This window comes from Kitasatospora sp. NPDC001159, from assembly GCF_053598235.1.
This window is the reverse complement of the sequence record NZ_JBSFJV010000019.1, coordinates 71,046-85,544: the sequence shown is the minus strand read 5'-3', so window position 1 is coordinate 85,544 and position 14,499 is coordinate 71,046. Positions and strand designations below refer to the sequence as shown.

Genomic DNA, 14,499 nt, shown 5'->3' with positions numbered 1-14,499 from the left:
ACCGGGGGCTCCGCAGGACCAGGCTGGTGCTCGCCACGCCGCTGGCGCGGCCCTGGGCGGTCACGGCGGGCGAGGCCGCCAAGGCGAGTGAGGCTGCGCAGAGCGCGCGCGAGGCCTCGGGGTTCACCCCGCTCAGGGCTCGCGCCTGCGGGCCGGGCCGCGTCGCCGGACGCATCGGTCCGCTCACGGTCCGGCTCGCCGGTCGACGGGTGGCCAGCGGGCTCCGCGCACTCGGCGCGCTCCACGTGCGGGTCGGCAGGCCCGCCGGCGCGGCCGTCGGCGCCGTCATCGGCACGGCTGCCATCGACACGGCCGATGTCGGCGCGGTCTTCGACTTGCTCGCCCAGGAGCCCTTCGGCGCGCTCGTCACGGTTACCGTCGGCCGGGTCGAGGTTCGTGCGAGCGCCGTCTGCCCCGGGCTCTGTACCCGCGCTACGGGGCGCTTCCGGTTCGACCGGTCGGGAAGGCTCAAAAACAGCCATGACTCACGGCTCTTCAAGGGAGAGGGGCCGACAGGAGAGGACAACGCCGCCCGGGCAGCAGGCCCGCCCACGGCATGACGTCGGTCTACGCCGAGCAGCACCGTATGTGACCTGTTCCTTTCAGAGTACGACGGGCACGGGGCCCAGCCCAGCGGCGAAGCCCTGGAACGATGTTGTTCCCGCGAAAGGGGGATGCGCACGCCGAAACAGTTCGCCCTGCCCGCAGGCGATCGCGCCCCCTCCGGAAAGGAGGTTCCCTGGAGCTTGACTGAGCGGGCCGAAAGGCGCAACAGGCCCGCCGGACACCGTGACCGGACTGTCATGGATTGGCGACGATCCGTTGCGGGACGTCGCGAATCGTTACGCCCCGCGAGTCCCGCCAGCCCGTCCAAACGCCATCCGTCCAGCACGCGCCCAGGCCTGTTTCAGCCACTTCGTACGGCTTCGCGACGCGCTCTGGCATTTGCCAGGTGCATAGGCGTGGGCGCTGGCACCATGCTCGGCATGCCCCTGCTCCTGTTCGACCTCGACAACACGCTGCTGCCCCGGGACGCCGCCTTCCGGGCCTGGGCGCAGGACTTCCTGTCCGAACACCACCTACCGCCCGGTGACCTCGACTGGTTCGTCACCCTCGACGGCGGCGGCTACGTGCCGCGCAGCACCGTACTGTCCGCCGTCCGGCGCCGCTACGGACTGGACACCTCCGTCGAGTTCCTGCTCGCGCACTTCCGACGCGGCATCAACTCGCACATCCACTGTCCGTCCCGGCACATCGAGGCACTGCGGGCGGCACGGGCGGCCGGGTGGACACTCGGGATCGTCTCCAACGGTGGCACCAAGCCGCAGTTGGAGAAGATCCGGCGGACCGGACTGGGATCGATGGTCGACGGTTGGGTGATCTCGGAGGAAGCCGGCTGCGTCAAGCCGGATCCGCTGATCTTCGAGATCGCCGCCCAGCGGTGCGGCGTCCGGCCGACCGGGGACTGGGCGACGCGCACCTGGATGGTCGGGGACCACGCGCCCGCCGACATCGCCGGTGCCGAACTGGCCGGCCTGCGCAGCGTCTGGCTGCACCACGGCCGGCCGTGGGCGGAGAGCGGCTTCCGGCCGACGTTGAAGGCCGCCGGGTTGCCGGAAGCCGTCGGGCTGGTGCTGGCCGCGCGCAACGCGCCCTCCGCCCGGCCGGGCGTCCATGCGGGCGTACGGCCGGGCCAGCCGGTGCGTCGGCAGCCCGCCGGGGCCCCCGCCCGGGTCCCGGTGCGCGCGACGGCGCTGCCCAGCGCGCAGTCCGGCGCACGCCCGACGGGAACCGCCCTCGAGGGCCCCAGTGCGCCCGGCGCCCTGAACGCCGGGGTGAAGGCCGGGGCGGTCGGCGCCTCGGGCTCCGGAGCGGGGGCCGATGTCCGAAACCGATCAGGCGAATTTGCCGTGATCGCCGACGGTCGCCAGAGCGCGGAAGTGCGCACGGAACCGGTCATCGGGGCGGGCGCCGGGGCGGAGCCGGGCGCGTACGGCGGTCGGGCCGTTGCGCCGGTGCGCCCAACACCCCTCCGTGCGACGGTCGATGACACCGCACCCGCCCGGACCGTCTTCGCTTCGGCGCCGGTCACGATCACGGCCACGGCGGCCGCCCAGTAGCGCCGGGGCCGGTTCCGACCGCGTCGGGGTCCCGCTCGGAATTGGACACACAGCGCCACCGCGCGCCCCACGCCCCGGTGCCGCCGGTCAGTCGCACGCCGAGATGCGGGTCCACCAGCAGGTGGGAGCCAGTCCGGTGAACCCGAGGGCGCGGTAGAGCGGTTCGCCGAGCGAGGTGGCGACCAGGGTGGCCGGGCGGTCCGGGTGCGCGTGGGCCAGGGCGGTCTGCAGCACGGCGCGCGCCACCCCCTGACCGCGCTGGTCGGGCAGGGTGGCGACCCAGTACACCCCGGTGGCCCGGCCGTCGTCGTAGGTGAGGCAGGCGCCCGCCGGGGCACCGTCGACCCGGCCGATCCAGCCCCGGCAGCCGGGTTGGCGCAGCAGCTGCTCCGGGAGCGCGTCGCCGCGTGTCCAGGGCTGACGGGGCAGCGGGAAGCCGTCCACGACGGTCCGCTCGACCTGGGCGAAGGAGTCGCCGTCCAGCGCCTCATCCACCGTCAGGGAGCCTCCGCCGCGTGCCCGGGAGGCGGCGGGCAACTCGGCCGTCACGCCCTCGACCGGGCCGGGCTCACGCGCCATCACCGGCATGACCGGCATCCGGGTGGCCCCGAAGCGGGAGAGGTCGAGCCCGCCGTACGGGTCCTCCAGGGTGAAGCGGCTGGTCCCCCACCCATCCAGGAGTTCCGCCAACTCCTGTTCCACGACGCCTGGTTCTGCGCAGGGGCGGGTGACCAGGAAGCGCTGCGAGTCGTCCGGGTCGCGGGCGCAGCGGACCGCCGTCAGCCCCGGTAGGACCCGGAACTGCCAGCCGTGCGCGCGGGCTTGGGCGAGCCAGAAGGCGGCGGCGTTGTCGTTGGCCTGTTCGAGCCGGCTGTTGGTGTTCACGGCGGGACCGTAGCCCGGCGCCCCCTGCCCCGGTCGAGCCGCACCGGCACTGGCCGGATGAAGCCTGGGAGGCGCACGACCCGTGCCCGTGCGCCCTCACGTGCACCGCCGATTTTCGGTCAATTTCTTGCCGCTCCCTCCCCCTTCGGCAAATCCGCAGCCCAGACCCGCCGGCCGGGCGCCCGGAAGCCGGACACCCCAGGAGCAGTCCCGCGACAACCAGCCACCGTTGCCCCGGCCCTCTTCCCAGAAGGGTCGACGGGTGCCACGCTTCGTGATCGAATGCATCACGCCAAATTGCCATGTCGACATAGCGTCGGATGGTGAACTTGTCACAACGGCAATGGTCCACCCGATAGATTTCGATCTTGGCGAGCAGTGCCGCACCACCCACACCACACCACCGAGGGGGCTTGAGCGCCTTGAGCAGGGTGAGCAGGAGCGACGCGGGTCCTGACAGCGGCCAGGCGCTGGCCGGCACCGCGGGTCGGTCCGCGAGAAGCGCTGGCACCTCCGCGACCGCCGCCACCACCCGCACCTCCGGCACCCCGAGCGCCTCGGGCCCCGCCTCGCACTCCACCTATCCCGCGGTGCCGTCCGCCACCGGCCCCGTCCCGGCCGAGCACAGCGGTCCGGCGTACGGCGGTCAGGCATATGGCGGTCAGGCATACGGCAGTCCGGCGCACGGCACCCAGGCCCACGGCGGCCAGGCGCCGTACGGGGCGCAGCCGCCCCAGGGCGGGCACCCGAACCACGGCGGACAGCCCGTCAGTCGAGGCCCCGTCAACCCGGGCCAGGCCTACGGCAACCCCGCCCAGCCCTTCACCGGCGAGTACTCCAGCTACAACGGCCACCCTGCCTACCCCGCCGGCGGCGCGGCCCCGGGCCCGAACGGTGCCGGCGGTCCGCTCGGCGGCCTCGCCCTGGGCACCGCCCCCGGCCACGGCCCGCTGGGCCATGGCGGTCCGGGCGCCAACGGCTCCCCGATGACCCCGTCGCCGGCCGGCGTCCCGCGCAAGCTGTCCGGCCGACGCCGCCGGGAGACCGTCGCGGTGCTGATCTTCGGCGGCGCCCCGATCTTCGAGAGCTCCATCCCGCTCTCGGTCTTCGGCGTGGACCGCCAGGACGCCGGGGTCCCCCGCTACCGACTGCTGGTCTGCGCCGGGGAGGAGGGCCCGCTGGCCACCACCGGCGGCCTGACCCTCTCCGCACCGTACGGCCTGGAGGCCCTCGCCCGGGCCGGCACGATCGTCGTCCCGGCCTGGCGCTCGATCTCCCAGCCCCCGCCGGTCGAAGCGATCACCGCCCTGCGCAAGGCGCACCACGAGGGCGCGCGGATCATCGGGCTGTGCACCGGCGCCTTCGTGCTCGCCGCCGCCGGACTGCTGGACGGCCGCCCGGCGACCACCCACTGGATGTACGCGCCGACCCTGGCCAAGCGCTACCCCCGGGTGCACGTCGACCCGCGCGAGCTCTTCGTGGACGACGGCGACGTGCTCACCTCCGCCGGGACCGCCGCCGGGATCGACCTGTGCCTGCACGTGGTGCGCAGCGACCACGGCGCCGAGGCGGCCAACGCGCTGGCCCGCAGGCTGGTGGTGCCCAGCCGTCGCGGCGGCGGCGGACAGGCCCAGTACATCGATCAGTCTTTACCGGAGGAGATCGGCAACGACCCGCTGGCCGAGGTGGTCACCTGGGCGCTGGAGAACCTCAACCAGCAGTTCGACGTCGAGGTGCTGGCGGCCCGCGCGTACATGAGCCGCCGCACCTTCGACCGCCGGTTCCGCACGCTCACCGGCAGTGCGCCGCTGCAGTGGCTGATCACCCAGCGGGTGCTCCAGGCGCAGCGGCTGCTGGAAACCTCGGAGCTGTCGGTGGACGACGTCGCGCGCCGGTGCGGGTTCCGTTCGCCGGTGGCGCTGCGCGGGCACTTCCGCCGTCAGCTCGGGGTCTCGCCGGCCGCGTACCGGACCAGCTACCGGGCCCGTCGGCCCGGGCAGCAGTCGAGTGCCCCGGCCGGAGCGCACGGCGGCGACCTGCGGCTGCCCGGCGCGCTGCCGCACGCCGCGGCCACCGCGGCCGCCTCGGCGGCGGGCGGGGCGCTGTTCGGCGCGGCCGGGCACGGCGGGCAGCCGGCCCACCCCTTCCCGGCCGGACCGGGAGCGCAGGTTCCAGTCGGCCAGGCAGGCCCGCACGGTCAGCCGGTCGGTCCCGGGCAGCCGGTGCCGCACGGTCACGCCGGTCCGCACGGTCCGGGGCAGGTCGGGGCGCCGGCCCCCCAGGGCTTCCACGCCCGCGCGGGTCAGCCGTACCCGCACCAGCAGGCCGCGCAGCAGCCGCACCCCGGGCAGCAGGGTGTGGCGCGCGGTCCGGCCCGGCCTCCGCTGGTGCCGCCGCAGGCCGGGCCGGGTGCGGGGCGTCCGCCGCGCACCGCCGAGCACGCGGCGGCCGAGGACGGCCACCCCCAGCCGGGGGCGCGCGGCCAGGGCCAGGGGTACCGCAGCGCGGTCGAACGGCCCGCGGACGAGCCGGGTGCGGCCGGGCGTGCGCACGGTGCGCCGGGCAACCGGGTGCCGACCACCGCCGCCGGGCAGCCGGCGGCCGGGGCGGGCGAGCTCCGCGACCGGCAGGCCCGGACGCCGCAGGCCCGCGCCCAAGGCGGTCGGGCCGCGGCGGTGGACGGCGGACGGGCGGCGCGTGAGGCCCGTCCCGGGCGGGACGGCCACGCGGTCCGCACCGGCCGGGAGGGCGAGCACCCGGACGGCCGCGGCCCGCACGACAGGGCGGAGGAGCACCAGGTCGAGAGCCTCGCTCCGGCACCCCGCTCGGCTCCACCGGTGCCCGCGGCGCGTGATCGCGCCGTAGGGTGAGTTGCGTGAATGACCGTTTGGTATGGATCGACTGTGAAATGACCGGCCTCGACCTCGACCGGGACGCCCTGGTCGAGGTCGCGGTGCTGGTGACGGACTCCGAGCTGAACATCCTCGGCGAGGGCGTGGACGTCACCATCCGCCCGCCGGCGGAGGCGCTGGCGAACATGCCGGAGGTGGTGCGGGAGATGCACACCGCCTCCGGCCTGCTCGACGAGTTGGAGCAGGGCGCGACCCTGGCCGAGGCCGAGGAGCGCGTGCTCGCGTACGTGCGCCAGCACGTGCCGGAGGCCGGGAAGACGCCGTTGTGCGGCAACTCGGTGGCCACCGACCGCGGCTTCCTGGCCCGGGACATGCCGGCCCTGGAGAAGCACCTGCACTACCGGATCGTGGATGTCTCCTCGATCAAGGAGCTGGCCCGCCGCTGGTACCCGAAGGCGTACTACAACAGCCCGCAGAAGGGCGGGAACCACCGGGCGCTCGCCGACATCCGGGAGAGCATCGACGAACTGCGGTACTACCGCGAGGCGGTGTTCGTCCCGCAGCCCGGCCCGGACGCGGACACCGCGCGCGCCATCGCCGGGAAGTACCAGGCCTCGGCCGGCTGACCCGGCTGACCCGGCGCGCGCTCTCCGCAGCGACCCCCACCCCGGCGCGACCACCGCGGAGGGGGTCGCGCGGACGGCCCCCGGAGGGTCGGGGAGGGTGCCCGCGCTCGCCGGAACGAAACCCTGGCGCGAGCACCCTCTCGGATCCTGTAGAGTTCTTCCTGTCGGAACGGGAACGCGAGAGCGGGAACGGACCGGACAGATGGTGGGTGTAGCTCAGTTGGTAGAGCACCTGGTTGTGGTCCAGGTGGTCGCGGGTTCGAGTCCCGTCACTCACCCCAGAGCCTGAGGGGCCGATCTCTTCAAGAGATCGGCCCCTCAGGCGTTTTCGCGTTGCCTCAGTTGTGCGTGACGGTCAGGCTTTTCCGGGCCGCCCCTGCCGCGATAAGCTACCGGCTAGTAACATTGTCGCCATGACCACTCCTTCGATCGGCCAGATGCTCGACGCCACCGTGCCGATGGCGCACACCCTGAAGCTCGAGTACCTGGAGACCACCCCGGAGCGCGCCGTGCTCCGACTGCCCGACCAGCCCGCGTACCACAACCACGTCGGCGGCCCGCACGCCGGCGCGATGTTCACGCTCGCCGAGTCCGCCAGCGGCTGCATCGTGCTCGCCGCCTTCGGGGACCAGCTGTCCCGGGCCGTGCCGCTCGCCGTGAACGCCGAGATCGCCTACAAGAAGCTCGCCATGGGCGACGTCACCGCCACCGCCGTGCTCGGCCGCCCGGCCGCCGAGGTCGTGGCCGAGCTGGACGCCGGCGGCCGCCCCGAGTTCCCGGTCACCGTCGAGATCACCCGCGCCGACGGCGCCGTCACCGGTGTGATGACGGTCACCTGGACCCTGCGTCCCAACTCCTGACCGCCGCGCGGTCGGTGGCCCCGGGCAGAGCGCCCCGGGGCCACCTGCGCGATGACTGTCCGTGACGGCTGGCGTGACCTCACCGCCCGTCCGCTCGTTCTCAACTCACGTGCGAGCCAATCACGCGACCGAGCCCCAGGAACCCGCCCCCCGCGGCTTCGCCGGAGCGCGGCACGCGATCGCCCGGTGGCTGCCCCACCCCCGCGCCGTCGCCGCCGGCGGGGCGCTGCTCGCACAGCTCTGGGGCGTCGGAGCGCCCGGCGCGTACGCGGCCTCCGCCGAACCGCTGCCCGGGCAGGCCCAGCCCGCCGTCCGCCGGGCCCTGCACGACGGCACCGTGATCGACGGGCAGTCAGCCGCCCGCCTCGAGGAACCCGGGCATCCGGCGGCCGCGGAGCCCGGCCGCTCCCCCGGGCTGGTCGGGGAACTGACCGACGGAGCAGCGGCCGACCAGGCCACCGGCACGGTCGGCGGCGTCCTCCGGGAGCGCATCCGAGCCGGCGGGCTCCCCCTCCCCGGCCAACGCGCCACCGTCCCCGACGCCTTCGCCCTCGCCTCCGGCCTGCTCGGCACCGTCCCGGCCCAGGCCCACCCGGCCGAGACCCGCGCCTCCCGCGAGGGCGAGCCCGTCGAACTGGCCACCGTGCCGCAACCGCGCCCGCCCCGGCCGGTGGCCGGCCGGCCCCGATCCGAGGCGGCCGGGGCTCCGGTGGTACGGGAGGCCGCCGCCCTCGAGGGGCAGGCCGCGGTGGAACCCCTCGGTGCGACGGGGGTTACGGAGGGGGCTGCGGATCCCGCCGTACCGACGGACGGCGGGACGCCCCAGTCGCTCGGCCTCGCCGACACGGCGACCGTGACGGGCGCGGACGACGGCTCCGCGACGGCAACCGCAGTGCTCGTCCCCATCGCCGCCGGACTGCTGCTCACCGGCGCGGCCATGTGCAAGCACCGCGGACTGCCACGCGGGCACTGAACGGCCCGGACCGGCACTGGCTGCGTGTCTGACAATTCGCGCCCGGCGGGAATTGTCAGACACGCCTTAGGCGCCGGAGGCCAGCTCCACTTCCATCAGGGGGAGTTCACGCCCGGGGATCGAGCCGGACGGCGTGCTGCCGATGCGGGTGGCACCCATCGCCAGGTAGAAGGGCTCGGCGTGCGGGTCGGAGTCGACGGTGAGGCGGCGCAGGCCGAGTGCTCGGGCTTCGTCGCGGACGTGGTGGAACAGCGCCCGGCCGATGCCGCGGCCGATCAGATCGGGCTCGACGAAGAGCATGCCCAGTTCGCCGGACGGCGGCGCGGCGATCAGCACGGCGAACCCCAGCACCCGGCCACCGTCCTCGGCCACCACCGTCGAAGCCGGCGCCCGCCCGATCGCGGCGGCGTCCAGGGTCAGTTCGTCCCGGCAGGCGGCCATGAACGCCTCGTCGTACCCCCAGTACGCCTTGGCCCGCAGGGCGATGCCGGTGAGCAGCTCGGCCTCGGCCGGGCGGGCGGGTCGGATGTGCACGGTGTCCCCTCAGGTCGACGGCCGGGCGGTGGTAGCCATTGTCCGGCGCAACTCGGTCGCCCACCAACGGTTTTACGGTCGACGGGGACCGCCCGGCGCGCCCGTCAGCGGAAGACGCCCGGCGGCGGGGCCGGGGAGGGCGCGGCGGTGGCGTCCGTGGCGGGGACGGCGCCGGCGGTGAAGTCGGCGAGGGAGCGGCCGTGTTCGACCCGGCCGTGCGAGGAGTCGGAGGCGACGCGGCGGGTGAGGTCGGAAATGGGGAGGGGGGTGTGGGCGGCGGCGAGGATGAGGTTGCCGAAGCGCTTGCCGCGCAGGACGGCGGGGTCGGCGACCAGGCAGAGTTCGGGGAAGACCGCGGCGAGGGTGGCGACCTGGGAGCGGGCGAAGGGGAGGGCGGCGCCGTCGGCGATGTTGGCGGTGTACCAGCCGCCGGGGGCGAGGGCGCGGGCGGCGAGGGTGGTGAACTCGACGGTGGTGCAGTGGGCCGGGGTGCGGGCGCCGGAGAACACGTCCGTGATGACCAGGTCGACGCTGGCCGCGGGGGTGCGTTCCAACACGGTGCGGGCGTCCGCGCCGCGCACCTTGATCTGCCAGCCGCGCTCCAACGGGAGTTCGGCGCGGACGAGTTCGGTGAGTTCGGTGTCGATCTCGGCGACCTGCTGGCGGGAGCGCGGCCGGGTGGCGGCCACGTAGCGGGCCAGGGTGAGGGCACCGCCGCCCAGGTGGAGAACGGTCAGCGGGCGGCCGGGCGGGGCGGCCAGGTCGATCAGGTGGCCGAGCCGGCGCTGGTACTCGAAGCCGAGGTGGGTGGGGTCGGCGAGGTCGACCAGGGACTGCGGGGCGCCGTCGATCAGCAGCGTCCAGGCGGCGGGGCGGTCGCGGTCGGGGCACAGTTCGGCCAGGCCGGAGCCGACGGAGCGGGTGAGCGGGCCCTGGGCGTGGAGGCGGCCGCCCGGCCCGGTGGTGGCCGCCGGTTCCGGGCTGCGCGCGGCTCTGCTGCTTCGTCCCATGGCCGCCATTATCGCCGCCGGGAGGGAACACCCACAGGTCAGGGGCGTGCCGTGGGGATCCGGCCGGTGACTGAAAGGGCCCGGCGGAATCCTCGCGGCACGCTCGCTAGAACGGGCCGAGGCCGCTGGCGGTGAGCGTGCAGGCGGCCTCGCAGAGGGCGGAGCGGAGCACCCAGGCGTCGGTGGGGCGGGTGCTGCGGCCGGTACCGGAGGGCGGGATCACCCAGCGCGGGTCGGTGGCGCCGGGCACCAGGGCGCCGGCCGTACAGGAGCTGCCGGGCAGGTGCCAGGTCTCCCAGGTGCCGGCCGGGACGAGGAAGGAGACGGTGCTGCCGTTGCGGCTCTGCAGGACGGCTCCGCAGGCGCGGCGCAGCCGCAGGATGTCGACGGCCTCCAGGCCGTGCCGCAGGGCGACGGTCACGGTGTCGCAGCTGGTGAGCAGGGTGCCCTCCTCGGGGCCGGCGGCGTCCCGGCGCAGGCCGCCGCACGAGCCGCGGCCGCCGCCCACCGGGCCCCGGCCGGGGAACCGGTCGTCGGCGGGGTCGGGGAGCAGGGCCGGGGCAGCGCCGGCGAGCACACTCCCGGCGACGGGTCGGTACTGCGGCAGTCCGGCGGCCATCATGGGCCCTCCTGTACCTCGTCGGATCGGTAGCGCAGTTGCCCGGGGTGGGGCGCTGGGGGCGGGGAGGGGCCGGGGGACGGCCTGGGCTTCCACGTATCAGGACAACGCGGCGGTGGCACCCGAGGCCACGGGGCGCATTACAGCAAGGCATGGCATTTCATGGCGGATATCCCGCAACAACGCCCGGTTTGCACCGGATTGACGCCATATATACCGCAAACCGACTGTGGCCACCCGGTGACTCCGAGTACTCTCGGCGCCATGGCAGCCACCCCGCCGGCCGAGCCGAACCGACCGTCCCCCAACACCGTGATGCGCGCGCTGCGTGGCGACCGCTCACCCGGCGAGTTCGCCACGGCCGTCCGCCGGGCCGCCCGCGAGATCGGCGAGCACGTGTCCTGCGACGCCCGCTACGTCGGACGGGTCGAGTCCGGTGAGATCCGCTGCCCCAACTACGCCTACGAGCGGGTCTTCCGGCACATGTGGCCGGGCCGCACGCTCACCGACCTCGGCTTCGCCCCCCGCACCGCCGTCCGCCGCCGCTCGGCGGACGGCGCCGGCGGGGCGACCGGGGTGCCCCCGCTCCACCCGCCGTTCCCGCCCCTGCCCGCCCCGCGCTCACCACTCTCCACCCAACTCCCGTACGCTGCCTCGCCGTACGCGGATCCAGCCGCTCCGGACGGGCCCCCGTGGCCGAGGGCCGGCGCGGTGCCCAGGGGGCCCGATGGATCGCCCTATCTCGACGAGGAGAACGACGACGTGCGTCGCCGTACGTTCCTGGCCGGCGGCTCGACCGCGCTGGCCACCGTGATCGGCATCGACCGGCCGGCCGCGGCCGGTCCCGCCACCGGCGCCGGCTTCCGCCCGGCCGCCGGCCGAGGTGCCGTCCCCGGTGCGGAGTTCACCGCACCCTCGCTGCTCGGCCTGGACCCGGTGGTGTCCGGCCGCCCCGGACCGGTGCCGCCGTTGCGCAAGGTCGGCGCCGCCGAGGTGCTCGGCGTCGAACAGGCCGTCCGGGAGATCAGACTGGCCGACGACGCGCACGGCGCCGACACCCTGTACGACCTCGCCGGACAGTCGCTGCGCACCGCCTACCTGCTGCTCAACGAGGGCGAGTACAGCGCCGAGACGGAGCGCCGGTTGCAGGCCGGAGCCGGTGAACTGGCCATCTCGGTGGGCTGGTTGGCACACGACTCGAACCGGCTCGCGGACGCCCGCTCGTTCTACGCCGAGGCGCTCGCCACCGCCCGGATGGCCGGGGACTCCGCGCTGGAAGCGCACGTCTTCTGCAACAGCGCCTTCCTCGCCCGGGACGCCGGGCGCCCGCGCGAGGCACTGCGTGCCGCACAGGCCGGGCAGTCCGCCGCCCGGCAGCTGGACTCCGCGAGACTGCTCGCCCTGTTGGCCATGCGCGAGGCCGGCGCCTGGGCCCTGCTGCGGGACCGTTCCTCCTGTGAACGCGCGATCGGCCGGGCGTACGTCCTGTTCGACCGGGGGCCCTCCGAGGCCGACCCGGAGTGGATGTCCTTCTTCGGCGAGGCGGAGATCGCCGGCCTGCAGTCGCAGTGCTGGTCCGCGCTCGGCGAGTGGGACCGGGCCAGTGAGCAGGCCGCGCTGGCCATAGCGCTGCAGGAGCCGCACTTCGTCCGCAACCGGGTGCTGTACACCGCCGAACTGGCCCACGACCGGCTCGGCCGGGGGGACTTGGCGGGGGCGGCGCACCACGGCTCGGCCGCCGTCGCGCTGTTCGGCGAGGTCCGCTCGGCCCGGATCCGCAGCATGCTGGCGGACACCGCCGAACAGCTGCGCCGGCACGCCTCGGTGCCCGAGGTCCGCCGATTTCTGGCCGGGTACGACCAGGCCGCGGCGGCCTGAGCGGGCGCAGGGCCGAACGGGCAAAGGCCCGAGCGGACAAAGGCCCGAGCGGACCCCGAAGGCCGTCAACCGCGGGCTCAGTGGCCCGAGTTCAGCTCCTCCAGGTGGGACAGGTCGTTCCAGACCTCCACCGCCGGGGCGCCGTACTCCCAGGACAGCACGCACAGCGCCGCCGTACCGAGCTTGAACCGCTGGGCGAACTCGGGCGGCAGGCCCAGCCAGCGGGCGGTCAGGATGCGCAGCAGGTGACCGTGCGCGAACAGGACGACGTCCCGGTCGGCGCAGTGCATGACGGTGGTGTCCGGCTCCGGGACGCCGTGCTCCGCGTTCAGGCCTGCGAGGAAGGCGTCCACCCGGGCGGCCACCTCGGAGAGCTTCTCCCCGCCGGGCACCCCGTCGCGCCAGATCAGCCAGCCGGGGTGGTCGGCGGCCCGGATGTCGGCGCCGGTGCGCCCCTCGTACTGGCCGTAGTCCCACTCCAGCAGCTCGGGGCGCTCCACCGCGCGGTCGCCGAAGCCGGCCAGTTCGCAGGTCTCCTTGGCCCGGCCGAGCGGGCTGGTGTAGACGAGCGCCTCCGGCAGTCCGTTCCAGGGGGCCTTGGCGAGCCGGGTACCGAGCTCCCGGGCCATCGCGCGGCCCTCCCCGGTCAACGGGATGTCGGTGCGGCCGGTGTGGCGGCCGGTGGCCGACCACTCGGTCTCGCCGTGGCGGACCAGCACGATTCGGGCGGGCATGGAGGGCTCCTCGCAACGGGGCGGTCAACGGTCGGTCTCACCCTTGAGCACCGGGCTCCATGATCCCCCACCCGGATCGCGGCCACGATCGCGGGCTTCGATACCCGGCGGTTGCGGCCGGAACGGGCCGGTCCGCACCGCATTGTCGGACCCGGATGCGACACTGGGCCGCACCATGAACGTCTCGACGAACGTCCCGCTCAGCGGGTCCGCTGAGCCGCTCGCCCAGCGGCTCGCCGAGCTGCGCGGACCGGCCCAGCAGCGCAGTCTGAACGCACGCGCCCTCGCCGCGCTCGCCGCCAATCCGGGCTGTCACCGCCGCGCCGTGCTGGACGCGGCCGGGGTGGACAAATCGGCGCTGGCCGCCCGGCTCGGCCGCCCCGCCCCCTTCGGCCAGTCCCCGTTCGCGATCGCCCGCGGCGTCATCTTCGAGTCCCGGCTGAAGGCGGACGACTACTCCGCGCTGCTGGAACCGCTGCGCGCCCACCTCGGCGTCCCGGCCGACGACCGCGCCCCGCTGCTGGTGCCCGACCTGCTGCACCGCTCCGGCCCGGCCGTCCGCGCCGACCGGACGGCCGAGGCGCTGGCCCGGGCCGCCGCCGAGCCGGAGGCCTGGACACTGCTGGACCACCCGATGCTGCGCCTGGAGGTGGCCGGCAGCACCGCCTACCTGGAGCCGGACGCGCTGGTGGTGCACGGCGGGCGGTGCACGGTGGTCGAGATCAAGTCCTTCCCGGTGCTGGACGGCAGCGCGGACCCGGCCAAGGTCGGCGCCGCCGCCCGCCAGGCCGCGGTGTACGTGCTGGCGCTCCAGCGGACCGCCGCCGCGGCCGCCGGACAGACGCTCGCCGAGGACCCGTACAGCGAGCAGCGGCTGCCGGGCAGCCCTCGCACCAGCGTGCTGCTGGTCTGCCCGAAGGACTTCGGCAACCGGCCGACCGCGGTCGCCGTCGACGTCCGCCGCGAGCTGGCCACCACCCGCCGCCAGCTGAGCCGGATGACCGGCATCGGCCGGCTGCTGGACACCCTCCCGGCGGGCACCGACTTCGACCTGGCCGCCGACCAGGACGGCGCCCCAGCCCGGACCTCCGAGCAGCTCACCGCCGCGGTCGAGGCGGTGCCCGCCGCGTACAGCCCGGACTGCCTCTCCACCTGCGAACTCGGCTTCCACTGCCGCGCCCAGGCCCGCTGCGGCGACCGGGTCGAGCAGCTCGGCCGGGGCGTGCGCGGCGAGCTGGGCAGCATCCGTACGGTCACCGAGGCGCTGGTCACCGCATCCGGCGCGGACAACGGCGCCGGGGACGGCGACGGCGCGGACGACGCGGCCGAGCGCCTGGCCTACGCGGCCGCCCTGCGCACAGAAGCGCTGGGTGCCCGCGCATGAGCGAGCGCAGCGAGCGAATCATGA

At 75.0% G+C, this 14,499-nt stretch carries 12 protein-coding genes, 1 tRNA gene and 1 pseudogene; 9 read left to right on the top strand and 5 right to left on the bottom strand.

The window, feature by feature from the left end; all coding sequences use genetic code 11:
• The first annotated feature begins 26 nt into the window (after window positions 1-26).
• Window positions 27-560 (top strand): hypothetical protein, encoded by a 534-nt coding sequence (locus tag ACWC9T_RS12880; protein WP_449821079.1) that lies wholly within the window; start codon window positions 27-29, stop codon window positions 558-560.
• Between the two features lie 426 nt (window positions 561-986).
• Window positions 987-2,120, top strand: a complete 1,134-nt coding sequence (locus tag ACWC9T_RS12875; RefSeq protein WP_449821078.1) for an HAD family hydrolase — start codon at window positions 987-989, stop codon at window positions 2,118-2,120.
• An 87-nt stretch (window positions 2,121-2,207) separates the two neighbouring features.
• Here ACWC9T_RS12875 and ACWC9T_RS12870 read toward each other — a convergent pair whose 3' ends face one another.
• Window positions 2,208-3,005, bottom strand: a complete 798-nt coding sequence (locus ACWC9T_RS12870; protein WP_449821077.1) for a GNAT family N-acetyltransferase — start codon at window positions 3,003-3,005, stop codon at window positions 2,208-2,210.
• 986 nt (window positions 3,006-3,991) lie between these two features.
• Here ACWC9T_RS12870 and ACWC9T_RS12865 point away from each other — a divergent pair.
• The 5 genes and pseudogenes from ACWC9T_RS12865 to ACWC9T_RS12845 all read left to right on the top strand — a co-directional run.
• Window positions 3,992-5,009, top strand: a pseudogene (locus ACWC9T_RS12865) (helix-turn-helix domain-containing protein); the annotation flags it as partial.
• 871 nt (window positions 5,010-5,880) lie between these two features.
• Window positions 5,881-6,483, top strand: coding sequence for an oligoribonuclease (gene orn, locus ACWC9T_RS12860; RefSeq protein ID WP_449821076.1), 603 nt, complete (start codon window positions 5,881-5,883; stop codon window positions 6,481-6,483).
• A gap of 205 nt (window positions 6,484-6,688) precedes the next feature.
• Window positions 6,689-6,764, top strand: a tRNA-His gene (locus tag ACWC9T_RS12855).
• 132 nt (window positions 6,765-6,896) lie between these two features.
• Complete coding sequence (locus ACWC9T_RS12850) at window positions 6,897-7,343, top strand: DUF4442 domain-containing protein (RefSeq protein WP_392904612.1); 447 nt, start codon at window positions 6,897-6,899, stop codon at window positions 7,341-7,343.
• Window positions 7,344-7,452: 109 nt separating this feature from the next.
• Window positions 7,453-8,316, top strand: a complete 864-nt coding sequence (locus ACWC9T_RS12845; RefSeq protein ID WP_449821075.1) for a hypothetical protein — start codon at window positions 7,453-7,455, stop codon at window positions 8,314-8,316.
• 66 nt (window positions 8,317-8,382) lie between these two features.
• Here the strand turns inward: ACWC9T_RS12845 and ACWC9T_RS12840 are convergent, their stop codons facing one another.
• From ACWC9T_RS12840 to ACWC9T_RS12830, 3 genes are all read right to left on the bottom strand, one after another.
• Window positions 8,383-8,850, bottom strand: coding sequence for a GNAT family N-acetyltransferase (locus ACWC9T_RS12840; protein WP_449821074.1), 468 nt, complete (start codon window positions 8,848-8,850; stop codon window positions 8,383-8,385).
• 104 nt (window positions 8,851-8,954) lie between these two features.
• Window positions 8,955-9,860, bottom strand: coding sequence for a spermidine synthase (locus ACWC9T_RS12835; RefSeq protein WP_449821072.1), 906 nt, complete (start codon window positions 9,858-9,860; stop codon window positions 8,955-8,957).
• Window positions 9,861-9,966: 106 nt separating this feature from the next.
• A complete protein-coding gene (locus ACWC9T_RS12830) occupies window positions 9,967-10,482 on the bottom strand; it encodes a hypothetical protein (RefSeq protein WP_449821071.1) in 516 nt (171 codons plus the stop codon).
• A gap of 261 nt (window positions 10,483-10,743) precedes the next feature.
• Here ACWC9T_RS12830 and ACWC9T_RS12825 point away from each other — a divergent pair, with 261 nt between their 5' ends.
• Entirely contained in the window at window positions 10,744-12,357 is a 1,614-nt protein-coding gene (locus ACWC9T_RS12825) for a tetratricopeptide repeat protein (protein WP_449821070.1), read from the top strand.
• Window positions 12,358-12,434: 77 nt separating this feature from the next.
• Here ACWC9T_RS12825 and ACWC9T_RS12820 read toward each other — a convergent pair whose 3' ends face one another.
• Window positions 12,435-13,091 carry a histidine phosphatase family protein gene (locus ACWC9T_RS12820; RefSeq protein WP_449821069.1) on the bottom strand — a complete coding sequence of 219 codons (657 nt, stop codon included), beginning with the start codon at window positions 13,089-13,091 and terminating at the stop codon, window positions 12,435-12,437.
• Window positions 13,092-13,266: 175 nt separating this feature from the next.
• Here ACWC9T_RS12820 and ACWC9T_RS12815 point away from each other — a divergent pair, with 175 nt between their 5' ends.
• Window positions 13,267-14,475: a hypothetical protein gene (locus ACWC9T_RS12815; RefSeq protein ID WP_449821068.1), complete on the top strand. Its 1,209-nt coding sequence runs from the start codon at window positions 13,267-13,269 to the stop codon at window positions 14,473-14,475.
• Window positions 14,476-14,499 lie beyond the last annotated feature (24 nt).

Bases quoted from the DNA above. Each gene is read 5' to 3' on its own strand.
- ACWC9T_RS12815 (WP_449821068.1), top strand. From the start codon at position 13,267: ATGAACGTCTCGACGAACGTCCCGCTCAGCGGGTCCGCTGAGCCGCTC.
- ACWC9T_RS12850 (WP_392904612.1), top strand. From the start codon at position 6,897: ATGACCACTCCTTCGATCGGCCAGATGCTCGACGCCACCGTGCCGATG.
- ACWC9T_RS12820 (WP_449821069.1), bottom strand. From the start codon at position 13,091: ATGCCCGCCCGAATCGTGCTGGTCCGCCACGGCGAGACCGAGTGGTCG.
- ACWC9T_RS12875 (WP_449821078.1), top strand. From the start codon at position 987: ATGCCCCTGCTCCTGTTCGACCTCGACAACACGCTGCTGCCCCGGGAC.
- ACWC9T_RS12825 (WP_449821070.1), top strand. From the start codon at position 10,744: ATGGCAGCCACCCCGCCGGCCGAGCCGAACCGACCGTCCCCCAACACC.
- ACWC9T_RS12830 (WP_449821071.1), bottom strand. From the start codon at position 10,482: ATGATGGCCGCCGGACTGCCGCAGTACCGACCCGTCGCCGGGAGTGTG.
- ACWC9T_RS12835 (WP_449821072.1), bottom strand. From the start codon at position 9,860: ATGGGACGAAGCAGCAGAGCCGCGCGCAGCCCGGAACCGGCGGCCACC.